The sequence below is a fragment of the Pseudoalteromonas sp. GB43 genome (genome assembly GCF_054923805.1).
Map to the genome: position 1 here is coordinate 213,032 of NZ_JBPCHJ010000001.1, position 25,004 is coordinate 238,035.

The following is a 25,004-nucleotide window of genomic DNA, read 5'->3' on the forward strand; positions in this document are numbered from 1 at the left end:
TTATAGCATAGCTTGGCGAACAAAAACGCCAACATTTGCAGGGATATTAGCTGGATTTTTACTTAGCCCACTAGGTTACAAATCTCGCGCCGCGATTAAATCGCCCCTAGAGTGAACAAATTTTAATTCACAAAGGTCAACACGCCCTAGGCTGATTTGAACTGTTTTTGTTGAATATAAACAGGATGGATACGGTTATTTAAAACCTTAATAGCTTCAAACTGTTCAAGAGAAAGGTTTTCGTCTAATTGAAAGTGTTGGCTTAGGTTAATACACACTGAGGCTTCGCTCGAGTGGTCAACAATTAAAAACTCACCTTCTTGTGCCTGCGAGCACAATTTAACCACTGCTTCAACACTTGGCTGGCTGCCATGATACTCATGAAAGAACCAACTTTTTGCAAGTACAGGCTTTAAATGAAATTTGACCGCAGTGGCATTTAGCGCGATTTGGCAAAGCTGTGCAGGGTTCCACAGTGAGAATGTTTCGAGGTATTGATAAACTTGCTGATAAAATGCAGCATCTTCAAGGCTAAAGTTTGGCTCTTGTAAAACAGCATCAGTAAGTTGGCGAAGTTTGTAAGGCGTGCACAGTTGCATATCTTGGTCAAGGTCAACCAAAAGACGATTATTTTTCGCACAAGCAAGCCATTTCCATTGCTTAGATGCTTGTAACATGTCTCCTCCCTAACGAATAAATACTGTGCGCTTAATCATAAATTATAACTAAAGCAGACCATTAATAAAATGATTTCTTAGAACATTTTATTAATGATCAATTGCTTAGATAACTGATCCTTATAAGCTATTTAGGATCGTTTTTACCAATTCTGGGCCTTTATAAATGAATCCAGTGTAAACTTGTACAAGGTCTGCACCAGCTGCAAATTTCTCTTTTGCAGAATCCGCATCATCAATACCACCCACACCAATGATAGGTAGTTTACCTTCGGTTAAACGCTTAAGCTCACTAACCACGTGGGTTGAACGCTGACGAACTGGTTGGCCAGATAAACCGCCCGCTTCGTTTGCGTATTGTTGACCTTGTACCATCGCGCGCTCAAGCGTGGTATTTGTAGCAATAACACCATCGATCTTATTGTTGATCAATGACTCACTAACTTGGCCAATTTGAACTTCATCAAGATCAGGGGCGATCTTAACTAGCATAGGCACTTGTTTGTTATGTTTAGCAGCTAGATCAAGTTGTTCATTCTTTAAGCTTTGCAATAAGTCATCAAGCGCTTCACCATATTGTAAGTCTCGAAGACCTGGGGTATTCGGTGAAGAAATATTTACTGTGATATACGATGCATGCTCAAATACTTTACGCATACAGTGAATGTAATCATCTTTACCCTGCTCGTTTGGTGTATCTTTATTTTTACCAATATTAATACCTAGAATACCGTCATATTTCGCCGCTTTAACATTGTTAACTAGGTTATCAACGCCCTTATTGTTAAAGCCCATGCGGTTAATAATCGCATTTGATTCAGGCAAACGGAAAATTCGCGGTTTATCGTTACCCGCTTGCGGACGTGGTGTAACAGTACCTACTTCTACAAAACCAAAACCCATTTGCGAAAAAGCATCAATACACTCAGCATTTTTATCTAAGCCTGCCGCTAAACCGACTGGGTTTTTAAACTCTAAACCTAGAAAATTAACGGGTTTATTAGGGACAGATTGAGACCACGCAGCACTCAATGGCGTATGAGCAAATCGGCGTAAATTATTAAGTGCAAATTCATGAGCCCACTCCGCATCACGGGTAAACATAAAACGGCGAGCTAGATCATAAAACATGGTTTGTTCCTTAGGTAAAAATAAACAAGGTAGCCGTTTATAAACGGACCATTGCAAATTAAGGGCAAAAAAATACCCCAGCGAGCTGGGGTATGTATTTTAACGACTTTTCACTTATTTGGAAGTGTCACAGTTGTGGCTTAACAACATTAGTTCACGAAGTGCCACTGAGAATTTCGCAAAATCATGGCTTTGCGATGTTTTGAACTCAGATAGCATCTGCTTCCAACGTTGTAATAGTAGATCTTGGTTATCCATCCACTCATCAATTTGTGCATCAATGTCTTTGCTGTCTGCAGCAAAGCTATTAAGTACCACAGCTGATAATGTGCGTTGTTGCCAATCCAACTCTTCACGGTATGAAGCACGAGCAAGTGCTTGCCAGTGGTTTGCAACTGGTTGGTTGGTGATTTGGTCAAGGAACCAATGTAAGCCCATGCGCGCACCAAGCTTAAAGTAGGTATTAGAAACCATATCAATGCTACGCTCTGAATTATCTGCGATTTCAGCTAAGTCCATTACAGAGAATAGGCTTGATAGTGACACAATACGTGTTGCAAGTGCTTTTGGTACATTGCTGTCAATTAGCTTCTCAGCCGCTTTAACTAGGCGATCGCTTTCTTTTTCAACCATGTAGCTGTTTAAGTTTTCACTTAAATCAGCAAATGTTGGTGCAAAGAATTCAATTGCTTGCTCAATCGTTTGAGCTTTATTGCGATGACGTAAGAACCAACGTGTTGCACGACGAACCGTACGACGTAATTGATATAGCATTTCTGTTTGTACAGCTGCTGGGATCTTATTATCAAGTGCAACAATTGATGACCATGTTTCTGGCATCTGGAACACTTCTTTTGCAATTGAGTAGCAAAGTGCGATTTCAGCTTCGTTAGCACCTGTTTCTTCGTGCATACGAATCATGAAGTTAAGACCCATATCGTTAACGATGTTATTTGCAAGTTTCGTTGCGATAATCTCTTTACGAAGTGGGTGGTTATCCATTGCATCGTTGAACTTCTCACGAAGTGGCACTGGGAACGACTTAACTAATAACTGACGGTAGTAAGGGTTTTCAGTGATTTCATCAACCACTAGAGACTCTTTTAATACCATCTTCGCGTAAGAAACAAGTACAGAAAGCTCTGGACGAGTTAAATCTTTACCCGCTGCTGCGCGCTCTGCAAGTTCTTCATCCGTTGGGATGAACTCGATTGCACGGTTAAGCTTGCCATCTTTTTCAAGGGCATGGATGAAACGTACTTTTTCTTTAAGCGTTGATGTACCTTTTGATTGAGTAATCGATAAGGTATGCGTTTGACGATAACAGTCTTTTAATACTAACTCAGACACTTCATCAGTCATTGAATAAAGTAACTCATCACGCTGTTTACGTGTTAAGTCACCTTCAGCAACTAGGTCATTAAGTAAGATTTTGATGTTTACTTCGTTATCTGAACACGCAACACCACCTACGTTATCGATGAAGTCAGTGTTAACACGACCGCCTTTAGCAGCAAATTCGATACGACCTAATTGAGTCGCACCTAAGTTACCGCCCTCACCTAAGATCTTCGCACCAAGCTCAGAACCGTTAATACGTAGTGCATCATTCGCGCGGTCACCCACATCAGCATCAGTCTCTTTAGAGTTCTTGATGTAAGTACCGATACCACCATTCCAAAGTAAATCAAACTCCATCATTAGAGCTGCTTTGATTAACTCGTTAGGTGTCATGCTCGCTTTCTTAGTGCCAAGCATTTTCTTCATTTCTGGGCTTAAGCTAATTGATTTAGCCGCACGAGAGAAAATGCCACCACCTTGTGAAATAAGGTCTTTGTTGTAATCTTCCCAAGAAGAACGCGGTAGATTAAATAAACGCTCACGCTCTGGGTAAGATGTCGCTGCATCTGGGTTTGGATCAACAAAGATATGCATGTGGTTAAACGCTACTTGTAAGCGAATGTGCTTAGAAAGCAACATACCATTACCAAATACGTCACCCGCCATATCGCCGATTGCTACAACAGTGAAATCAGTTGTTTGACAGTCAATATCCATTTCACGGAAATGACGTTTAACAGATTCCCACGCACCTTTAGCAGTGATACCCATTTTCTTGTGGTCGTAACCTACTGAGCCACCTGATGCGAATGCATCACCTAGCCAGAAGTTATATTCATTTGCGATGCCGTTTGCGATATCAGAGAAAGTCGCAGTACCCTTATCGGCAGCAACAACTAAGTACGGGTCATCTTCATCATGACGAACAACATCAACTGGTGGCACAATCTCACCACGTTCAATGTTATCTGTGATATCTAATAAACCACGGATGAAAATCTTGTAGCACTCTTGGCGTTTCTTTGAAGAATGCTTCACGGTCTGTCGGTAGCTGTTTACATACGAAGCCACCTTTCGAACCAACTGGCACGATAACCGTATTTTTAACTTGTTGCGCTTTAACAAGACCCAGTACTTCAGTACGGAAGTCTTCACGACGGTCAGACCAACGTAAACCACCACGAGCAACTTTACCACCACGTAAATGCACACCTTCAACACGCGGCGAGTATACAAAGATCTCAAACGCAGGCAGTGGTAATGGCATTTCAGGGATCATAGAAGGCTGAACCTTGAACGATACGTATGACTTAAATTGGCCATCCGCTTCTTTTTGGAAGAAGTTCGTTCTAAGAGTTGCATTGATCATATCAACGTATAAACGAATGATACGGTCATCATCTAGGTTTGCTACGTTTTCAAGCTCAAGATTAACTTGTGCAACTAGCTTCTCAAGTGTCTTTTCACTACCTGGGTTCTTAACTGAGAACTTTTTAGTGAATAAGTTAACGATTTGCGATGCAATGTGTGGGTAATTTGCAAATGTGCTTTCGATGTAAGTTTGCGAGAAAGTTACACCAATTTGACGCATGTATTTAGCGTAGGCACGAAGAATAGACGCTTCACGACCTGTTAAGCCACCCATTAATACTAAACGGTTGAAGCCATCATTTTCTAAACGGTTATTCCACACGTTCGTTAACGCTGCACGGAAACGCGCTGACACTTTATCAAAATCAGCAATGCCCTTGTTGTCAATTAGCATGGTGAAATCCATGATCCAATTAACTTTACCGTCAGTCGTTTTCACTGAGTAAGGTGTTTCACCAACTACGCGTAAACCAAAGTTTTCTAACATTGGCATAACGTCAGACAGGTGGATTGGCTCATCTTTATGGAATAAGCTTAAACGAACAACATTAGTGTTTGCTTCTTCTTGTGGACGGTAGAACAACATTTCTAGTTTGTTCTCGTCTTTCAGAAGTTCTAGCTTTTCAATATCAACAACCGCTGCACTTGGTAAAACCTGATCTTTATACGCACTTGCAAACGCTTGTGCATATTTACGGTTTAATTCTTTACCGCGTGCTTCACCTGCGCTTTCCAGTAGTGCAGATTGGAGTCTATCTTCCCAAGTACGGGCTGCTTCAATTAGGTTGTTTTCGATGTCTTTCACGTTATATTCAATATTATTGTCAGTCACACGCACCGTGTAATGTGTACGGGCTAATGTTGACTCAGAGAAGAAAGTAGTAAATTCGACTTTATCGTCAGAATTAAATGCATTGGCTAAGATACGTTGCGTTTCACGACGTAGTGCTGTGTTATAGCGTTCACGCGGTACATAAACCATGCAAGAGAAGAAACGGCCATATGCGTCTTTACGCACAAAAATACGGCACATATCACGCTCTTGTACTTGTAATACGCCCATGGCAACTTCAAGTAGTTCAGCTTCACGTGCTTGCACAAGTTCATCACGTGGATACGTTTCTAAAATATTTAATACCGCTTTGTATGCATGGGTGCCTTTTGCAAAGTCACACATTTCCATAATGCGGTTAATCTTACTTTTCAGTACAGGTACATCAGCGGCGCTGTTGTTGTAAAAGCTTGATGAGAATAAACCAAGGAAACGGTCTTCACCAATTACATTGCCCTCATCATCAAAACGCTTAATACCTACATAATCGATATACGCTGGACGATGTACACGTGACACTGAATTTGTTTTCGTTAAAATTAATAAGTTGCTGCTACGCGCTTCTTGGCGCGCTACTTCAGGTAACTCAGAAAGTAAACGGCTATGCTCTTCGTCTGTGTTTTTCATAAGACCAAGGCTGGTACCTTTTTTACCTTTTAACTGGTAATCACCCTGCACTGGCGAAAGTTCATACTCACGGTAACCCATTAGCGTAAAGTTATCTTTAGCTAACCAATCTAAAAACTCTACCGTTTCTGCAACTTCGCTTTCGTTATTGTTATGGTGGCGTTTTGGTAAGTCTTTCGTTACCGCAATAAGCTTTTCACGAATTGGCTGCCAATCTTCTACAGCGATAGATACGTCAACTAACACAGACTCAAGTTCTTTTTTGAAAGACTCAATTACTTTTGCATCTGTTTGACGATCAATCTCGATAAAGAACACAGTTTTTGTCGACGTTGATTCTTGCTCTGCTTTTAAGCTTGAAATACCGGTGATTTTAGCATTTTTATCACGTTGGATTTTCAGCGGAGAGTGAAGTAATAAGTGAGAAGCGATGTTTGCGCGGGTCATGGCCATACGCACAGAATCAACGAGGAAAGGCATGTCTTTCGCGATGATTTCAACAATGGTGTGCGATGACTGCCAGCCATCTTTTGCCACTTCAGGATTGAAAACACGGACAACCGCGTCATCAGAATTATTTTTTTCTAGCGAGTTCCATAGGCTTAGTGCAGCGCCATATAAGTCACTATCGTTGCGATGAGCCAAATCCTCTTTAGACATATTGCTGTACAAGGCTTTGGCGAATTTCTCAACGAGTAACACATTATCAGCGTGAACTTTTTTCTGGATCAGCTTACAGACATTATCTAAGATAACCGAGGCTTGCCCTTCATTTCGTGTCATTGTATGTTCCTTAATCTATACTACTTATCGATTAGTAGAATATTTGTACAGCCATTTATTAGCGTGGAGTCAGGTAAATTCTAACTCTTTTACAGCTAATAAACAGCCTTTTCGATGAAATCATTTTAAGCTTTTCAGCTATTTGGTCATCTATTCACAAAATATAGATATAAATGGCCATTACTGGCCATATCGGAGCACAATTATTCACATTATTTTTTCTGGTCAGTCCAGAGTAAGCTACCAATTGCAGGTAAAAGTAGTACTGCACCCAACATGTTAACCAAAAACATGAAGGTTAAAAGAATACCCATATCCACTTGGAACTTCAGATCAGAGAAAATCCATGTGCTAACACCAATGGCTAAGGTAATACCTGTGAACAGCACTGCACTACCTCGCTCTGCTAATGCATTACGATAAGCGACTTCCAGTGCCACACCTTGTTTTAGCTGCCCCATCATTGATGAAAGTATGTAAATCCCGTAATCGACACCAATACCAACACCTAAAGCGATAACTGGTAATGTCGACACTGTTAAACCTATTTCAAGTTGCACCATCAACGCTTGCGCTAAGGTTGATACGATGTACAGAGGTAATACAACCGCGACCGTTGCCTTCACACTTCTAAAGCTAATTAAGCATAGCAGGATTACGGCGCCGTAAACGTAAAGCATCATAGGTAGCTGTGCAGCTGATACCGATTCGTTCGTTGCGGCCATAACACCGACAGGGCCTGACGCTAGCTTAAACTTTAATTCATCGGTTTCTTCTGCCTTAGCAAACTCTTTAACTTTCGCTACCACATGGTCAATCGTTTCTGCTTTGTGGTCATTTAAGAAAATAATCACTGGCATTACAGAGCAGTTTCCATCAAGTAAACCTGAGCTTGTTTCAACCCGTGAAGTAGCTTGCACCAAACTTGCCGTATTGCGCGGCAGGCTTTGCCATTTTAAGTTACCTTCGTTGAAGCCGGCGTTCACAGATTGCGCAACTGAGCTTAAGCTCACAGCCGATTGTACCCCGGCAACGTTTTCCATCTGCCATTGGAAACGACTAATACGCTCCATAACATCATGCTCCGTACACGCAGCAGGATACGCTTCTACAATCACTTTTAGGATATCTGAAGAAATAGTGTATTTATCAGAAATCAAAAAGGTGTCTTGGTTATAGCGGGCATCTTGGTGCAAAGATGGCGCACCAGCATGTAAGTCACCAATACGCATTTTGTCAGCTTGCCAGTAACCCACTGCAAATAACACAGCCGTAAAGACGATAATAAAACCTGCCGTTTTACGATCTGTGGCTTTTACTAATAGCTCACGTAACTTGTCTAGTAGATTTGGTTTGTCTGTGTGAGTACCTGCTTGAATATGCACAGAGCCTTCAAAGCGCATGTACGATGCCCAAACAGGTAATAAAATTAAATTAGTGAAAATAATTACCGCTACACCCAAACTTGCTGTGATAGCAAGTTCACGAATAATACCAATATCAATGGTGAGTAAGGTTAAAAAACCAATTGTGTCTGATAGCAGCGCGATACCACCCGGGATCAGAAGTGCTCTAAAGCTTGCCTGACAGCAAACCCGAGTTGAACTACCAGTAGACACTTTTTTGCCGATGTCATTGATCATTTGCACGCCATGGCTTACACCAATCGCAAACACTAAAAACGGCACTAAAATTGACATAGGATCTAAACCGAAGCCTAAGCTTGAAAGCAAGCCTAACTGCCAAACAACGGCAATGATTGAACAGGCAATCGGTAAAATTGTCAGTTTTAAAGAGTGGCAGAACAGCCAAACCATCACAAATGTGAAAGCAATGGCAATAGCAAAGAATAGCAGTACGCCCTTAGCGCCCTCTGCGACATCCCCTGCCATTTTGGCAAAACCGATAATATGAATACTAACCTTGTCAGTACTGAGCGGTTCACGAACTTGCGTTTCTAGCTTTTCTGCAAATGCTAAAGTGTCGAGTTTTTCTTGCGTTTGTGGATTAGTCTCAAGTAGCTGAGCGGTTACCATTGCACACGAATAGTCACTGGCAATCATACGGCCAACGACTTTTGCTTTTTCGATGTTTTCTTTTACAACCGCAAGACCACGTTTATCAGCAGTGAAGTTTGCCGGAATAATTGGACCGCCAGCAAAACCATCTTCAACTACTTCAACAAAACGCGCACTCGGTGCGAAGATTGAATTAACTAACGGGCGATTTACACCTGGAATAAAGTAAAGCTGATCATGAACTGCTTTAAGTTGGGTGAAAAATTCCTCATTAAAAATATCACCATCTGCATCACAGACTGAAATTAAAATGCTGTTAGCGCCACCGAACTGTTTTTCATGTTTGGTGTAAACTTTCATGTAGTCATGATTAAGCGGAATATTTTTATTAAACGACGCGTCTAATTGAATTTGTGTTGCTTTGAATAATAAGAAACAAGTGATCAAAGCAAAGGAAATAATTGCGAATAAGCGATGACGAAACACCGCTCTTTCTAAAATATCTAAAAAACCACGCATTACGGATTCAACTCCTTCACTTTAATGCCATTTTCTGAAGCCATAATTAGTTTGTCTTGAAACACAACACCATCAAGTAACGATTTACCATCGGCCATTTGTTGTTCTGATAATTGGCCATCCTCAATTTGGAATATCACCCCGCTATTGGCAAATAATAACCACTGGTTGTTGTATTTAATCGCGCTATTTACGGTTGCATAATTGTCGTGTGGTATTTGTTGCCACTGTTCGCTGCCTGCTTGGCGAGTGAAAATGTTGCCTCGAAGGCCTGCAACTAGGTCTTCCCCACCTTGATCCGCAGTTGACGCAAACGTAAAGAAAGAGCCCATATATATCTCCTCAAGACGCTGCCAGGTTTGACCATTGTCGACACTTTGTGCCATTAAACCCATTTCACCGGCTAGAAATAGACTCTCATCGGTTTTAACGATGCGATTAAAGTGCGGCAGTATTGAAGCAGTTTCAATTTCATAGCCTTCTGGGTCACTGTCTTTTAAATCATTGAGGTATTCACGGTCTTCTTCAAATAACAGGCTATCTAAAAAACGTTTCTGCCAAGTTTGGCCACCATCGTTAGTTTCATAAAACATTCCATATGCACCGACTGCATACCCTTGTTTGTCTGTAGTAAATAAAATGTCTAAACATGGCTTATCCATGTTTGGTAATGATTGCTGTAATTGCCACGTTTTACCTGCATCTACGGTATTGATGATGGTAGCATCATGGCCGCATGCCCAACCTAAATCGCTATTATAAAAATCAACGGCTGTTAGCAGCACTTGAGTAGGCACACTGGCTTGTTGCCAGGTTTGAGCGTCTGTACTTGTGATAACCACACCGTGTTTGCCAACTGCAATGAGATTTGGGTTTAGCTAGTTCAATGTCGGTGAGAAGAGTTTTGTTTGCGTTAACAGCGCTAATGGCTTGTTGTGGCATAGGCATGTCTTGAGCAAAACATGAAGCACTATAAGCAAGACAGGCATAAAGCAAATACTTCATAAAGATAAATCGCCTTCGAAAAAATAAAAAGAGAAGTCAAAAAAGTCACTGGGAAACCTAATGCGTGTACTGATGACTTACGCGAATTGCAAAAGGCACCTGGAGTCAGGTGCCTTAAATGGATTAACGACCTTCGCGGCGTAATGCGCTTGAAGTAAACTCGTTATCGTTGAATGATTGTGAGAAATCATACATTTTTTCTTGGTTGTCTAAACCAATTGCTAAATAACGACGAGAGTTAAGGTCATGATAAACTTCTAACGTACTCCAATGAGTTGGTACTTCATAGTAGTTAAGACCATGCGCCATCGCTACACGATACATTTGATCACGGTTATCATAGATATCCGCTACATGTACTTGCCAGCTATCCTCGTCAATATAAAAGACACGTTTCTTATAAATATGACGCGTGCCCTCTTTTAGGTTCGCTTCAACCACCCAAACACGGTGTTTTTCATAACGAACATGCTCAGGGTTGATATGACCTGCTTGTAGAATATCATCGTAGCTTAGTTTGTCGCTGTGAAGCTTGTAGCTGTTATAAGGAATATAAAGCTCTTGCTTACCTTTTAATGTCCAGTTGTAACGATTCGGAGAACCATTGAACATATCAAAGTCATCAGTCGTACGTAAGCTATCAGCTGCTGTTCCCGGTGCATCGTAGGCAACATTTGGCGCACGACGAACACGACGCTGGCCTGAATTGTATGTCCATGCTTGGCGTGGTGTTAAAATTTGGTCCATCGTTTCATGTACTAATAACGCAGTACCGGCAAGACGAGCAGGCTCAGTTACCTTTTGCTTAAACTTAAACAAGATATTAGATTCTTGAAGCTTCTCAGGTGTTGCTTCAGGTGATGAGTACTCAACTAAAAGTTGCTCATCAAAACCTACATAGTTATATGAACCAGAGGCTGTCGGTGCAGCTTGACCACCAGAACGTTCAATTGATAGGCCACGGAATCGCAACAAGTGGTTCCAAATAGCTTCTAAACCATCTTTAGGAATTGGGAAAGGAACACCCACAGCGGTATTTTTAATACCGTTACCACCTTCAACTAATTCAGCTGTCGTCGCATATTTTTTAGTTGCATCATATACAAACTGTGGATATGACGCACTACGACGGGTTGGGTAAATGTTCATTTTGAATGTATCAGGATAGGTATTGAATAATTCAATTTGACCTGGGCTCAAGTAGTCTTTGTACTGGGCAACGTTCGATTTATCAATCGTGAATAAAATTTTATCATCAGCATATGGATCTGGATGGTGCATGCCCGGTTTGTAACCTGCTGGCGGTGTTGTGATACCACCATCCCAAGCTGGAATAGAACCGTCTTTATTCGCTGCTTTTTCAGCGCCAATTGGCGTTAAATCACTGCCTAAACGTGCCGCTTCATCAGCGGTAATTTTTGCAAGTACACTTGAGCTTGCGAAAACGCCGCAAAACGCTGCAGCAATGAGGGTAGGTTTTCTAATAATCATAATTTACCCTTAGATTGAATATTTAATATTAAATGAAACATAATCGCGGTCAGAGAAAGTATTCGTTGCGCCACCACCCCAGAATGAGTTGTAGCTAAAGTCGAATGACCACGCATTTTGATAATTGAAGTTCATAGTAACACCGAGTGATTTACGGTCTTCAATAAATAAATACATCGGATCTGGTGTAATACCATTCACATCGTGTGAGAAAACAAAACGAGGTGAGAAGTTTACGCCACTAAAAATATTGTAGTAATCACCCTTAGCGATAAGGCGATAGCCCCATGCAGACGCTGTTGGGAATGGGTTTGTTTCAGGACCATTAGAAAGACCTAAGTGTAATGTTGAATAATCATCACTTAATGGGCCTTGCATAATGCCGCTTCGACCAGTACCGGAAACGTTTAAACGGAGCTCGTCATAATCCGGCATATCGTTAATTCTAACGCCACCAACTTCACCAACTACCGCCCAGCTATCAGCACCTAATGATGGACCAAATAAGTGTGTTGCAGTAAATTGTAATTGAGCAGTGTTACGAAGAATAAATCCTTGTGCTACTTCACCAGGACCTACAACGCTAATTGCATCACCCGGGCTCATTTGCGAAATACCTGCAAAATCAGGGCGAATACCTGCAACAGCCAATTGCTCTGGCATACCCGCGTAAAGTAACTCTACGTCATCAATTTGCAGAGGCTCATCTTGACGGAAAGCAAATTCACCAGAAAAAGCCGTTTCACCAATTGATGTATTGAAGCTCAAGCCATATAGCTTAATGTCTTCTGGGTATTCTAGCTGGCGTTTGGTAAATGCTTGTAAACTAGTTACATTATCTTCAGTGATATCTGTTGTTAATAACATACCGATATCAGCAGCGATTGCCGCATCAGTGAAGTTTGATACCTGGCCTGAAATCACAGGACGACGGCTATGGTAGTTAATGTGGTATAACGCTACTTCAGTATCGTTTAACTCAGGTAAAAACATACCCAAGCGTAAACCGTATTGACCACCATCATCAGGTTCATTTTTACCTGCACCGCCCTTACCTTTCAACGCAACTTTGGTTGGGTAAGCGAGATACATTTGCGACATCATCGCTATGCCTTGTGCTGATGTAGGGTCAAAACCTTGCGAGCGAACAATATCATCTAAATTATTTAAGCTTTCTGTTAAGAATGCTAAATCGATATCTGGGTTAGACGTGAAGCCTAATTGAATATTCTGCTGATAGCCATTCTCTGACGCGAAATCGTTCGTCGAGAAGTAAGTACCAGCCGCTGGAAGGCGTGTTTCATGCCATTCATATTGGTAGAAACCTTCTAGCGTTAAGTTATCTGTGATGCCTAGTGATGCCCAAAGCATACCAACAGGTATGAAAGCTTCTTTTAACTCTGCACCTGGCGCTTTTAAACGATCGATATCAACAGGGTTAACGTTAATACCATGAGAAATCAAAGTACTCTCACCCCAGTTCACAACTTGTTGGCCTAAACGAATAGACAGCGGGTTACGGCCTTCATTTAAATCAAAATTTGCCCAAACATAAGCGTCAAGTAAACGTAAATCAGCACATACTTGTTCTTTAGTGTCGTCATCATCACAAGGGTCAACTTTTTTACCCGACGTTGGATTGGTATAAGCAAAGTCACCATCCATTAAGGCAAAATCATAAAAATACATAAAGCGAGTGAAGAAACCAAAGTTATCTTTACTGATAGAAAGCTCATGAGTGCCTTTTAATAACTTTGAGAATGAATCTCCACTATCAAAGTTTAAGTTTCCGGCATCACCATTATTTGAGTAAGCACCTGGTTGGTTCCAAACATCAGCTGAAGAATAAATAGGGTTTAGAGCTGAGTGATAACCCGTCCAATCAAATGATGGATTATTACTTTTACCTATGTGTTGAAAGTCTCGGTCTTCAACACGAATGCTTTGACCATAAGAAAAGTTAGAGTCAAAACGTATGTCAAAGTCACCTAACTCGAAATTAGCCGCGTGCAAAGATGTGCTTGAGAGACCTAGTGTTGCTGCTGCAAGCCCCAAAGCTATTTTGTTTTTAACAAAAAGCGATCGTTTTATCATTGTGTTCATCCCCCTGTAACGGGTTGTTTTGTGATCAAATTGTTGTTTTTAGTATCTTTCTAACGATAGAAGCGAAACAGTAAAATTACAATATAGAACGCGTCTAATCGGTTAATATTTATTTAAAAATGTGACGTTTACGTATTGGTAAGACGTCATACCAGATAATTTATACACGTAAATTAACAATAGAACAAATCGAATTAACAAAAATATAATAAATTTAGCGAATTGGGGATAGATAAAATTAGTGTTTTTTATGAAAAATCATCAAAAATAAGCAGCCGTAGCTGCTTTTTTAACTAATTTTCTCGAGTTTTAAAAACTGATTTTCAGACGTTAATGTCAGCCTAAAGCGCCCTCTTATTCCTAGCGAAGAAATAAAAGGACGCAAATGGTGAGCATCAAAGCGAACTGTCTTGCCACCATCCTCTGTGACTTGCACTGATTTATATTTACCATGGTAATAATCAAGACATTCCGAGTAACTCAGATACAAGGCAAAATAATATTCTGTCATTAACTTTCGAGTGCTTTCTCTACTTTTTCAAACAGATCATCACTAAGGCCATCTAAATCAGCTAAACGTTGCAATTGTGCTTTCATTGCCGCTGAACGATTTTCATCATAGCGTTTCCATGACATAAAAGGTGTCAGCATGCGCGATGCATTTTGCGGGTTAATATCATTTAGTTTCACTAATAAGTCACCTAATAGCTGGTACCCTTCACCATCAGCTCGGTGGAACTGAGTGATATTAAAGTGACTAAAGCTACCAACCAAAGCACGCACACGGTTTGGGTTACCAAAGTCAAAACTTGGATGATCATAAAGCGCTTTGATATCGCTGATACTCGTTGCTGAATCTTTCATCGCTTGAAGTGCAAACCATTTATCCATAACGAGAACATCATGACGCCATTTAGCATCAAACTCTGTTAAAAGCGTATCACATAGTGAGTGATTTGCTTTTACAACAGCACTTAATGCAGCAAGGGCATTGGTCATATTGTTACTGTGGGCAGACTGTTTGATGAGGCTATTAACATCGCTGTGATTTGTTTTCGCTAAATAGTATAAACAAAGTTGCTTAAGAGCACGAACTGCAACGGCTGTAGCGGATGTTGAACCATCATCTTCAAGCACATTATAACAATTAACCAATGATTCTGTTAGGAAGTTGGCAATTTGCGATTCAAATGCATTTTGTACAGCAATAATGTCATCAACAGGGATGACGGCATATTCTGCTGCAAGAGTATCGTAGCTAGGCAGTTTTAACAGCTCCGCAATCAATGCAAGGTCACCTTCACGATTATCAACTAGTAGCTTTAATGCCGACAAGATATCATCAGATAAGCAAGCTTCACCACTGGCAATCGCTGCTTTCATTTCATTAGTAAATAAACGCTGCTGAGCATCCCAACGTGAAAAGTCACTGCGAGCAAAACGCATAATATGTAACAGATCAGCGGCAGATGTATTTTGATTAACAATACATGGCGCAGAGAAATCTTCGAGTAGCACTGCTACTGGGCGCTGTTTAATACCTTCGAAAACAAACTGCTGCGTTTTTTCAGTGACATTCAATACAGAATCTTGCGGCTGATTATCAATCACAAGAGGTAATGACTGCCCTTCACTATCTAAAAGTTCAATAGCAAAAGGAATATGCAGTAAGGCATTGTTAGGCTGATTATCAGGTGCAAACTGCTCAATGCTTAATGTGAAAGTTTGGTTTTGTTCATCATGCGCTTGCTCTACATTGAGCTTAGGTGTACCCGCTTGACTATACCAGCGCTTAAATTGCGTTAAATCAATGCCAGACGCATCACTCATGGCAGCGACAAAATCATCACAAGTAACTGCTTGTCCGTCATGGCGATCGAAATACAATGCCATACCTTGTTGGAACTTTTCTTCTCCAAGTAAGGTGTGCATCATGCGAATAACTTCAGCCCCTTTGTCATACACAGTCACTGTATAAAAGTTATTCATTTCAATGACTTTTTCTGGGCGAATTGGGTGCGCCATCGGCCCTGCATCTTCACTAAACTGGTGAGTACGCATGACTTTAACGGCATCAATACGATTAAGCGCACGTGAACCTAAGTCGCTACTAAACTCTTGGTCACGGAAAACCGTTAAGCCTTCTTTTAACGACAGTTGGAACCAGTCACGGCAAGTCACACGGTTGCCGGTCCAGTTATGGAAGTACTCGTGCCCTACAATAGATTCAATCGTATGGTAATCTTTGTCTGTGGCTGTTTCTTGATTTGCAAGAACACATTTAGAGTTAAAGATATTCAGGCCTTTATTTTCCATTGCGCCCATGTTGAAGAAATCAACGGCAACAATCATGTAAATATCTAAATCGTATTCAAGGTTAAAGCGCTCTTCATCCCATTGCATTGATTTCTTTAAAGAAGTCATGGCATGAGGCGTTTTTGATAAATTACCTTTATCAACAAACAAGGCTAATTCAACTTTTCGTCCAGACTGCGTCGTGTAATGGTCACGTAATACGTCAAAATCACCGGCGACTAATGCAAATAAGTAGCTAGGCTTTTTAAATGGGTCTTGCCATTTTACAAAATGACGACCGTCATCTAAGTTACCTGATTCAATTTGGTTACCATTAGACAGTAAGTGAGTGTACTTTTTGTCGGCAATAATGGTTACATCAAAGCTAGCAAGCACGTCTGGGCGGTCAAGGTAATAAGTAATCTTTCTAAAACCTTCTGCCTCACATTGCGTACAGTAAGCACCACCCGACAAGTACAAACCTTCTAACGAGGTATTCGTTTGCGGGTCAATATGGTTTTCAATTTTCAGAATAAAGCGTTCAGGTAAGTTATGAATGATCAGCTTTTCATCTTCAAGCGTGTAATCATCATACGCTTTGTCATCAACCATCAATGAAATTAGCGTTAAATCAACACCATCAAGCAAAAGATCAGCATTGCTTTCATCGGTACGATTGATTGTCATTGTTGACTGCACTGATGTTTTTAAAGGGGCTAATTCGAAGCGTAAATCGATGTGTTGAATTGAGAATTGTGGGGCTTGGTAATCTTTTAAATATTGAGCTTGAGGTTTACTCGTAGCAGACATTACTGACTCCAAATGGCCCTGCTTAGCAGGGCCTAAATAGTTTATTCGGCGTTAGCTTCTTGTTTAAGATGTTTTGGGGTAATACGTAAAATTTTAATACCAAAATAGGCATAAACAACCGCTAAGAATGGATTAATTAAATTAAAGAACGCGTACATTGCATAGTCAAATGGATTGATTAGTAAAACACTTTGCATGTAAGCACCACAGGTATTCCAAGGAATAAGTGGGCTAGTAATTGTGCCACCATCTTCTAATGTGCGAGATAAATTTACAGGCTTTAAACCGCGTTTTTCATATTCGTCTTTAAACATACGTCCAGGAACAACAATCGCGATATATTGGTCAGCTGCAACCGCATTGGTACCAATACAGGTTGCAATCGTTGCAGTGATAAGAGAACCCGTGCTTTTAGCAATTTTTAAGATGCTCTTAACGAACATATCAAGTAAGCCAGTTTTTTCCATGATAGCGCCAAACATCAAGGCCGTCATAATCAGCCAAGTGGTTGTTAACATGCCAGCCATACCACCACCGCTCAATAATGAATCCATTTTTTCATCGCCAGTGTCGATGCTGAAACCATCAAAGAACGTTGTCCAAACTAATTTGAAGTAACCAATTGCTTGGCCTTGTGATGCATCAATTTGGCTATTGATTAAATCAGATTGAAATAACATAGCCCAAATCGCGCCTAGCACCGCACCAATCGAAATAGCTGGGAAAGCTGGCATCTTACGAATTGCTAAAAACAACAACACCACCAGTGGCACTAGCATTTCAAAACCAATATTAAAGTTTTGCTCTAATAAATTAACTATTTCATCAATACGACCGCTTCTGTTGAACCACCGGCATTAAAGCCCATAAAGATAAAAATAATTAACGCAATAATGAAGCTTGGCACTGTAGTCCAAAGCATGTGATGAATATGCTCAAATAAATCAGCCCCAGCCACTGCTGGCGCTAAGTTTGTTGTTTCAGAAAGCGGGCTTAATTTATCACCAAAGTAGGCACCAGAAATGACCGCGCCTGCTGTAACAACTTGTTCAAGACCAAGACCAGTTGCAACACCTAATAACGCCACACCGATAGTCGCAGCTGTGGTCCAAGAGCTACCAATACTCATAGCCACAATGCCACAAATCAAACAGCTAGCGGCATAGAACCAGCTAGGATTGATAATTTGTAAGCCATAGTAAATTAGAGTGGGTACAGTTCCTGATAACAGCCAAGTACCGATTAAGGCACCCACCATTAACAGTATAATGATTGCTCCAAGGGATAAGGTGATCCCCTCAATCATGGCTTGTTCTAGTTTCTTCCAGGTGTAACCATTTTTTAAGCCAATTAATGCCGCGGTAAACGTAGCGAATAATAGAGCGATTTGGTTAGGACCAGATGATGAGTTATCACCGAATAAATAAACAGCAGCGCCTAGTAGGCACACGAGCACAGTAATTGGGATTAAGGCATCTAAAAAACTGGCCTGTTTTATTGGCTTCTCTTCAATTGAATTCAAAAGATAGTCTCCTACACGTCTTATGTGGCGTGTTTAATTATTATTGTAAGCTTTGACGCAAAACTTCAGTGGCCTTATGCAGCCAGATTTTGTGATTATACCAATCTAACCTGTTTTAGGTAGCAAAAAAGGCGCTTAAGCGCCTTTTTATTAATCAATATTGCTAATTAATTGCTAATTATTTCTTAGCGATACGACCATATTTTATATAATCTTGGGTGATTAATGCCGCTTCTTCTAAGAAAGGGTCTAGCTCGTCAAGGCTATCAGGTAAATCGTCAAGCTTCTCAACTGGCTTTTCACCAAGGCGAACAAGTCGTTCATTAGCACGTTCTAACGCGCGTTCTTCACCTTCGTCTTTCTCTTTTAGACGCGTCGCTTCAACCAATGAGATAGTCTTACGGTCTTTCTCTTCTTGATAGCGTTTAATGTCAGCAAATACATAGCCAAACTCAGGCTCGTCTGCAATACGGGCATCATGAAGCTTATTAACGTAAGCAATCGCTGGTTTGAGGTTATCAACAGAGTTGTACTTAGCACGTATGATGCTATCCCAAGGTAGCGCGTTGTCTTGTTGACTCTCACCCCACTCTGATGGCTCAATTGCCGATGGGAATGACACATCTGGGATCACGCCTTTGTGCTGTGTGCTTCCGCCGTTAATTCGGTAGAATTTTGCAATGGTATACTGCACGCTACCTAATGGGTGGTCGTATAGGTCATAAGCACGGCCAAGTGGTTTATGCTGCTGTACAGTTCCCTTACCAAAGGTTTGCTCACCAATCACAATTGCACGGCCATAATCTTGCATTGCTGCTGCAAAAATCTCTGAGGCAGATGCACTGTAGCGATCAACTAACACTGTCAGTGGGCCATCGTAAAAAGTGACGCCATCACGGTCTTTTTGCTCTTCAATACGATTATTTAGCGTATGAATTTGTACAACTGGACCTTGATCGATAAATAAGCCAGAAAGTTGCGTCGCTTCGTAAAGTGACCCACCGCCGTTTTGACGTAAATCGATAATGATACCGTCAACTTTGGCTTCTTTTAACTTCGCAATTTCAACTTTTACGTCTTGCGATAAATTGTTATAGAAACCAGGGATTTCAATCACAGCAATTTTGCTGGTTAAGTCTGAATATTTTGCTTCAAATACTTCAGATTTTGCAGCACGGTCTTCTAAGCGAATTTTATCACGCGTGATTTCAACCACTTTTGGTGTACCGTGAGCATCAGCCCCTTTTAAGTATTGCAGGCGAACTTTTGTCCCTTTCGGGCCTTTGATTAAATCAACGACGTCATCTAAACGCCAGCCAATCACATCAACAAACTCTTCACCTTCTTGCGCAACACCAATAATACGGTCATCTGCTTTTATTTGTTCAGACTTATCAGCCGGTCCGCCTGGGACTAAGCTACGGATTACCGTGTAATCTTCGTCATAGCTAAGCACCGCACCAATACCTTCTAATTCAAGATCCATGTCCATCTTGAATTGCTCAGCGCGACGAGGTGATAAATAAGAGGTATGCGCTTCAATGCTTCGTGCAAATGAGTTCATCACGATTTGAAAAGCATCTTCACTGTTCGTTTGTACTAAACGCTTTTGCGCGTTGTGGTAGCGTTTGGTCAAGACTTCTTTAATGCCTTGCCAATCTTTACCTGTCATTTTTAATCGTAAAGCATCGTATTTAACGCGCTGACGCCAAAGTTCATCAAGCTCAGCTTGGCTTGTTGCCCACTCAGCGTCTTCACGGTCAAACAGGTACTCATCTTCTTTATCGAACTTCATTTCGTTTTCAAGTAACGATAAAGAATAGTCATAGCGTTCAAAACGACGTTTTAAACTTAAATTAAAAATATCAAAAGCAAATCCCAATTTACCTGTCGACAATGCATTATCAAACTGGTCTTTATATTGCTCAAACGAGGCAATATCAGAGGCTAAAAACACATTTTTATTGTAGTCGAGAGATTCAATGTAACGATCAAAAACCTTCTCAGATAATTCATCGTTAAATTTAATTGGTTTGTAGTGTGCACGAGTAAATAAGTTTGTCACCCGTTTGCTTGCCGTACTATGTTGGCTTTCTTGCTTGAGTACTGGCAGGTCTTTTTCAGTCAAATTGTCTGAAGATGCCAATAATGAACCTGAAAACAGGGCAGCGACTAACGGAATGAGCGTAAACTTTTTACTCATACACAACTCCTTTATTTTTTACAGCTATTAAATGATATACAGGCTGTCTGCTTTGGTCTTAACTTGCATCCCTGTTACTAACTCAACGTGAACTTCATCTTTATTCACTTCAGTAATAACCGCGTTTACAAGTGCTTGGCCAAGTTTAACTTTAACTTTGCTATTAACCTTGACCTCTGAGGCAGGTAAAGGTTCAACTTTTCCTGAACGTTTTGCAGGAGCAGCTTTAGCAGGCTTATTATTTACTTTAGCGCCTTTTTCGCCAGATTTAGCGTGGTGGCCACTATTCTTTTTGTAAGATTTTGTGTCACCGTCTTTACGTGGACGTTGTGGCTTCTTACGCTTTGCCATTTTAGCGCGGCTTTCTTCTAACGCTTTTTGTGCGTGCTCAATGTGCTCTTGTTCTACTTTTTCATCTTGATTACCATCAAGATCGATACGGAACTCAGACTTAGTCACAGCTTCTAAATAGCGCCAGTTTGAGGTGTACTTTCTTAGTGCTTGACGAACCTGAGTTTTACTTACTTTATTAGAACCTTCAATACGCTCAGCGATATCTTTAAAGATACCTACTTTAAGCGGCTGAATACCGTCTTTTTGTTTAAAACATTGTGGAAATTCTTGGTATAAGAAATCCAATACTTCATTAATATCTTTTAGCTTGTTTGTGGTTTCCATGTTAGAACCTTTTATTACATCTTTTCATCAAGTGATGAATCGACATAGTGTGTTACCCAGTCGGTCAACTCTTCGAAGTCCGCTTCAATAAGCGCTAAATCACCTCGAAGGTGTTCCCAAATACCATTTATAATTTCATCAATTGATTCACAGTCAAGGTCATCTGGTAGACGCTCCCATGCCATGTGAATCAAGTCGTTGAGCCTTTCGGCAACAACTTCTTCTTCCCCTTCCCAATCACCAACATCTTGGATTGCAAAGAGGTAATCTTGCACATTTAGCAGATCTTTCATTTTAGATTTGCCTCAAAGCATTTTACCAATGCTTCTAAACCAGCTTGATCATCAGCATCGAATCGCGCAATGCTTGGGCTGTCGATATCAAGTACAGCAAATACTTTACCGTCTTTGAAAATCGGCACAACTACTTCTGAGTTAGATGCAGCATCACAGGCAATATGACCAGCAAATGCATGCACGTCTTCAATGAGTTGTGTTTGTTGTGTTTGCGCGGCAGTTCCACATACCCCTTTACCTACTGGAATACGGATACATGCAGGATTACCTTGAAACGGCCCTAGCACTAATTCTTCAGGTGAATCCATTAAATAAAAGCCCGCCCAATTGATATCCTCTAAAGAGGTAAATAACAGCGCACTAATATTTGCCATGTTGGCAATAACATTTGATTCACCAGAGATTAGCGACTCAGTTTGTTTAACTAATGACTGGTAAAAATCTTGCTTTTGCATACCAAACTACTTCTTATTAAACATACAGTAGCTAAAGGTACTCTTTGTAGACGACAAATGAAACCTTTTAAGGGCAAAAAAAAACATTTTGCCCTCAATTTCAGTCAGCTTGATTAAATATTCTGCTATTGATGAGAAGATTGTGTTGTAAGGCCCTGTCTTAAACCAAATAAAAACAGTCCAGCTGCCAGAGCAGACATCATAGCATTGACTACAAAAGCCATACCTGTTGTAGCGCTCAGTAAGTAGCTAAAAATAGCGCCACCTAGTAAGCCAAGTGTCAGAACACCTGAATAATTAACCTTTGCATATTTAAACATAAGTAAATAACCAGGCACTACAAATGCTGCCATAGTTAAGCCTACTATGTGTGCATTGGCAATTGCGCTAACAAGTAAATTAAAGAAAATGCTAAAACCATTTCCTTCAAGTGTGAATGCATAATAAAGGCCTAAGATACAACCGATGATCACAGGCGATAATAAAGAAAGTCCTACACTCTTTGCTAAACGATGTTTCATAAATTCCCTAATGTCACAAAGATAATACGAGAAGTGTTAAGCATGGACTAACTAGTTAAAATGCGAAATATCGACAATAGTCGTAATTTGCAGAACAAATGAGAAGCTTAAGAAACAAAAAAGCCGCTGAATAAATTCAGCGGCTTCAATGATGGTGGAGAGATAGGGATTTGAACCCTAGAGGGGCTACAAACCCCTGCCGGTTTTCAAGACCGGTGCATTCGACCACTCTGCCATCTCTCCGAATGCGAGAACCTACCCGCTTACGCCAGTAGTAAAAATAATGGTGGAGAGATAGGGATTTGAACCCTAGAGGGGCTACAAACCCCTGCCGGTTTTCAAGACCGGTGCATTCGACCACTCTGCCATCTCTCCGACGGCGTGCATAATAGATAAGGCAGCCGTGTTTGTGAAGCTTTTTTTCAAAAAAACTGTTTAAGTGATTAAAAAACAATTAATTTGCTCAGCATTAGTACAATAATGTTTAGATTGTGCGCAACATTGAACTTTTCAATTATTTATCTTGTCTATTGATCCACAATAGTTTGCCCAAATATATAACTCTTGATAGGCTTAGTTCAGTTTAATAATTGGAACTAACGAACGTATAAGTTCATTTAAAGGAGCTCTAACAATGGCGTTTAATCAATCGTACAATACTGCAAGACCAGTAATGTCGACTATTGAAACCAATAAAGTTTTAAAAAATACCTATTTCTTACTGGCAATGACACTGGCATTTAGCGCAGTGACGGCAGGTATTTCAATGGCAATGAATCTACCTTATTTTATGGGGATAGTATTTAGTTTGATTGCATTCGGTGTACTTTTTGTTGTTAACAAAAAGGCTGACAGTGCATCAGGTGTTGCTTGGGTATTTGTTTTCACAGGTTTGATGGGCGCAGGACTCGGTCCAATGCTTAACTACTATGCTGCAATGCCAAATGGCCCTATGCTCATTATGCAAGCGTTAGGCTCTACTGCGTTAATCTTCTTTGGTTTGTCTGCTTATGCACTTACCACGAAAAAAGACTTCTCATTTATGGGTGGCTTTTTAACTGTGGGTTTAATCGTAGTGATTATTGCAAGCCTAGTTAACTTATTCATCGGCAGCTCAATCACCTTTATGGTTATTAATGCTGCAGTTGTACTTATTATGTCTGGTTTAATCTTATTTGACACTAGCCGTATTATTAATGGCGGTGAGACCAACTACATCCGCGCAACTGTTGCTTTATACCTTAACGTATATAATTTATTTACGTCTCTTCTTCACCTACTTGGTGCAAGTGATGACTAATTAAATAGTTCTGCTAAAATAGCCCCTTTCTAGGGGCTTTTTTATTGGATGCGTTTTGGCACAATTTGTACTTTCTCTTCATACCGCGCCGACCGATCACGACACAACTCAACGGCTAATTAAATTTGCACAGGCCTGTCTTGACTCTGGTCACTCAATTGCAGCTATCTTTCTTTATCAAGCAGGTGTATACCACGCAAGTAACCATTTAGAACTTGCCAGTGACGAGCTGCCAATTAATCGTTTGTGGCAGTCGTTGAGTCAGCAAGAGGTCCCCCTACTGCTATGTGTCACTGCTGCTGAAAAACGAGGCTTAGATATCGATAACGCAAGCGTGTTTACCGTCGCTGGGCTTGCAGAATTTGCGATGCTTGTCAGTGAAGCGGATAAATGGGTGCAATTTAAATGAAAAACATTTTAGTGATCAGCCAGCATGTCCATTTGATGATCAACATATTCGTGAATCACTCGACACCACACTAATTTTTGCTGCTATTGAACAAAACATTAGTTGGCTACTCAGTGGTGAAGCTGTTTTAGCTTTGAAGAAAAACCAGCAGCCAGAGCAACTTGGCATTAAAAACTATTTTAAAACCATTAAAACGCTTGAATTATACGATGTTGAAAATATATATGTATGTGAAAAGTCGTTGATGGATTTTAACCTCACACAAGAAAGCTTAATTATTGATGTTAAAGTAGCTAACTTTGAGCAACAGCGTGAATTAATTAGCCAGCAACATCAGGTGGTGACACTATGAGTACCTTGCATATTTTTTCAAAACCTTTATCGCACTACTGCAATAATATGTTGGCCAATTTAATTTCTTCAGAAGATATAGTGCTACTTGTTAGTGATGCTTGTTATAACAACATGCAGTTTAAACAGTTCTCTTCAGCAATTCATTTACTTGAAGAAGATGCTGCAGCTCGTGATATTTCATTCAATCAAGGCGATATCGCAATAAACTACTCGCAGTTTGTAGAAATGACTTTAAACGCAAAAAACACGATTACTTGGTAAAC

The 25,004-nt window shown here is 40.5% G+C and carries 15 protein-coding genes, 2 tRNA genes and 4 pseudogenes; 4 read left to right on the forward strand and 17 right to left on the reverse strand.

What is annotated here, in order from left to right; translation table 11 throughout:
* Positions 1-146: 146 nt before the first annotated feature.
* From ACRWSG_RS01045 to ACRWSG_RS01125, 17 genes and pseudogenes are all read right to left on the reverse strand, one after another.
* On the reverse strand, positions 147-677 hold the full coding sequence (locus tag ACRWSG_RS01045; protein ID WP_138600650.1) for a cell division protein ZapC domain-containing protein: 531 nt from the start codon (positions 675-677) through the stop codon (positions 147-149).
* A 120-nt stretch (positions 678-797) separates the two neighbouring features.
* On the reverse strand, positions 798-1,808 hold the full coding sequence (gene pyrD / locus ACRWSG_RS01050; RefSeq protein ID WP_138617507.1) for a quinone-dependent dihydroorotate dehydrogenase: 1,011 nt from the start codon (positions 1,806-1,808) through the stop codon (positions 798-800).
* 114 nt (positions 1,809-1,922) lie between these two features.
* Positions 1,923-6,762 (reverse strand): annotated as a pseudogene (locus tag ACRWSG_RS01055) (NAD-glutamate dehydrogenase).
* 212 nt (positions 6,763-6,974) lie between these two features.
* Positions 6,975-9,299, reverse strand: a complete 2,325-nt coding sequence (locus tag ACRWSG_RS01060) for an efflux RND transporter permease subunit (RefSeq protein ID WP_462165390.1) — start codon at positions 9,297-9,299, stop codon at positions 6,975-6,977.
* Positions 9,299-10,304: pseudogene (locus tag ACRWSG_RS01065) on the reverse strand (YCF48-related protein). Before ACRWSG_RS01065 ends, ACRWSG_RS01060 begins: the two are co-directional and overlap by 1 nt.
* A 123-nt stretch (positions 10,305-10,427) precedes the next feature.
* On the reverse strand, positions 10,428-11,792 hold the full coding sequence (locus ACRWSG_RS01070) for a DUF1329 domain-containing protein (RefSeq protein ID WP_138600718.1): 1,365 nt from the start codon (positions 11,790-11,792) through the stop codon (positions 10,428-10,430).
* A gap of 12 nt (positions 11,793-11,804) precedes the next feature.
* Complete coding sequence (locus ACRWSG_RS01075) at positions 11,805-13,889, reverse strand: DUF1302 domain-containing protein (RefSeq protein ID WP_462165391.1); 2,085 nt, start codon at positions 13,887-13,889, stop codon at positions 11,805-11,807.
* Positions 13,890-14,187: 298 nt separating this feature from the next.
* Positions 14,188-14,409 carry a DUF2835 domain-containing protein gene (locus tag ACRWSG_RS01080; RefSeq protein WP_082389168.1) on the reverse strand — a complete coding sequence of 74 codons (222 nt, stop codon included), beginning with the start codon at positions 14,407-14,409 and terminating at the stop codon, positions 14,188-14,190.
* Positions 14,409-17,003: an aminopeptidase N gene (gene pepN, locus ACRWSG_RS01085; RefSeq protein WP_462165392.1), complete on the reverse strand. Its 2,595-nt coding sequence runs from the start codon at positions 17,001-17,003 to the stop codon at positions 14,409-14,411. The genes ACRWSG_RS01080 and pepN overlap by 1 nt, the downstream gene beginning before the upstream one ends.
* A 41-nt stretch (positions 17,004-17,044) precedes the next feature.
* Positions 17,045-18,525 (reverse strand): annotated as a pseudogene (gene nhaC / locus ACRWSG_RS01090) (Na+/H+ antiporter NhaC).
* A gap of 178 nt (positions 18,526-18,703) precedes the next feature.
* Complete coding sequence (gene prc, locus ACRWSG_RS01095) at positions 18,704-20,728, reverse strand: carboxy terminal-processing peptidase (protein ID WP_462165393.1); 2,025 nt, start codon at positions 20,726-20,728, stop codon at positions 18,704-18,706.
* 27 nt (positions 20,729-20,755) lie between these two features.
* A complete protein-coding gene (proQ, locus tag ACRWSG_RS01100; protein ID WP_462165394.1) occupies positions 20,756-21,406 on the reverse strand; it encodes an RNA chaperone ProQ in 651 nt (216 codons plus the stop codon).
* Between the two features lie 14 nt (positions 21,407-21,420).
* Positions 21,421-21,699: a hypothetical protein gene (locus ACRWSG_RS01105; RefSeq protein ID WP_054561593.1), complete on the reverse strand. Its 279-nt coding sequence runs from the start codon at positions 21,697-21,699 to the stop codon at positions 21,421-21,423.
* A complete protein-coding gene (locus ACRWSG_RS01110; RefSeq protein ID WP_462165395.1) occupies positions 21,696-22,157 on the reverse strand; it encodes a GAF domain-containing protein in 462 nt (153 codons plus the stop codon). The genes ACRWSG_RS01105 and ACRWSG_RS01110 overlap by 4 nt, the downstream gene beginning before the upstream one ends.
* 125 nt (positions 22,158-22,282) lie before the next feature.
* Positions 22,283-22,678: a hypothetical protein gene (locus ACRWSG_RS01115; RefSeq protein WP_054551399.1), complete on the reverse strand. Its 396-nt coding sequence runs from the start codon at positions 22,676-22,678 to the stop codon at positions 22,283-22,285.
* A 152-nt stretch (positions 22,679-22,830) separates the two neighbouring features.
* Positions 22,831-22,921: transfer RNA gene (locus ACRWSG_RS01120), tRNA-Ser, on the reverse strand.
* Between the two features lie 41 nt (positions 22,922-22,962).
* Positions 22,963-23,053: transfer RNA gene (locus tag ACRWSG_RS01125), tRNA-Ser, on the reverse strand.
* Positions 23,054-23,312: 259 nt separating this feature from the next.
* On the opposite strand from ACRWSG_RS01125, the gene ACRWSG_RS01130 reads away from it, so the two are divergent.
* From ACRWSG_RS01130 to ACRWSG_RS01145, 4 genes and pseudogenes are all read left to right on the forward strand, one after another.
* Positions 23,313-23,978 (forward strand): Bax inhibitor-1/YccA family protein, encoded by a 666-nt coding sequence (locus tag ACRWSG_RS01130; protein WP_199529680.1) that lies wholly within the window; start codon positions 23,313-23,315, stop codon positions 23,976-23,978.
* Between the two features lie 55 nt (positions 23,979-24,033).
* The gene (gene tusD / locus ACRWSG_RS01135; protein WP_199529681.1) at positions 24,034-24,387 is read left to right on the forward strand and encodes a sulfurtransferase complex subunit TusD; all 354 of its coding nucleotides are present in this window, start codon (positions 24,034-24,036) and stop codon (positions 24,385-24,387) included.
* Positions 24,384-24,739: pseudogene (gene tusC, locus ACRWSG_RS01140) on the forward strand (sulfurtransferase complex subunit TusC). Before tusD ends, tusC begins: the two are co-directional and overlap by 4 nt.
* Positions 24,736-25,002: a DsrH/TusB family sulfur metabolism protein gene (locus ACRWSG_RS01145; protein ID WP_199529682.1), complete on the forward strand. Its 267-nt coding sequence runs from the start codon at positions 24,736-24,738 to the stop codon at positions 25,000-25,002. Before tusC ends, ACRWSG_RS01145 begins: the two are co-directional and overlap by 4 nt.
* Positions 25,003-25,004 lie beyond the last annotated feature (2 nt).

What these genes read in the sequence shown, in the direction of transcription:
- ACRWSG_RS01045 (WP_138600650.1), bottom strand. Translation starts at nt 677, where the DNA reads ATGTTACAAGCATCTAAGCAATGGAAATGGCTTGCTTGTGCGAAAAAT.
- pyrD (WP_138617507.1), bottom strand. Translation starts at nt 1,808, where the DNA reads ATGTTTTATGATCTAGCTCGCCGTTTTATGTTTACCCGTGATGCGGAG.
- ACRWSG_RS01060 (WP_462165390.1), bottom strand. Translation starts at nt 9,299, where the DNA reads ATGCGTGGTTTTTTAGATATTTTAGAAAGAGCGGTGTTTCGTCATCGC.
- ACRWSG_RS01075 (WP_462165391.1), bottom strand. Translation starts at nt 13,889, where the DNA reads ATGATAAAACGATCGCTTTTTGTTAAAAACAAAATAGCTTTGGGGCTT.
- ACRWSG_RS01080 (WP_082389168.1), bottom strand. Translation starts at nt 14,409, where the DNA reads ATGACAGAATATTATTTTGCCTTGTATCTGAGTTACTCGGAATGTCTT.
- pepN (WP_462165392.1), bottom strand. Translation starts at nt 17,003, where the DNA reads ATGTCTGCTACGAGTAAACCTCAAGCTCAATATTTAAAAGATTACCAA.
- prc (WP_462165393.1), bottom strand. Translation starts at nt 20,728, where the DNA reads ATGAGTAAAAAGTTTACGCTCATTCCGTTAGTCGCTGCCCTGTTTTCA.
- proQ (WP_462165394.1), bottom strand. Translation starts at nt 21,406, where the DNA reads ATGGAAACCACAAACAAGCTAAAAGATATTAATGAAGTATTGGATTTC.
- ACRWSG_RS01105 (WP_054561593.1), bottom strand. Translation starts at nt 21,699, where the DNA reads ATGAAAGATCTGCTAAATGTGCAAGATTACCTCTTTGCAATCCAAGAT.
- ACRWSG_RS01110 (WP_462165395.1), bottom strand. Translation starts at nt 22,157, where the DNA reads ATGCAAAAGCAAGATTTTTACCAGTCATTAGTTAAACAAACTGAGTCG.
- ACRWSG_RS01115 (WP_054551399.1), bottom strand. Translation starts at nt 22,678, where the DNA reads ATGAAACATCGTTTAGCAAAGAGTGTAGGACTTTCTTTATTATCGCCT.
- ACRWSG_RS01130 (WP_199529680.1), top strand. Translation starts at nt 23,313, where the DNA reads ATGGCGTTTAATCAATCGTACAATACTGCAAGACCAGTAATGTCGACT.
- ACRWSG_RS01145 (WP_199529682.1), top strand. Translation starts at nt 24,736, where the DNA reads ATGAGTACCTTGCATATTTTTTCAAAACCTTTATCGCACTACTGCAAT.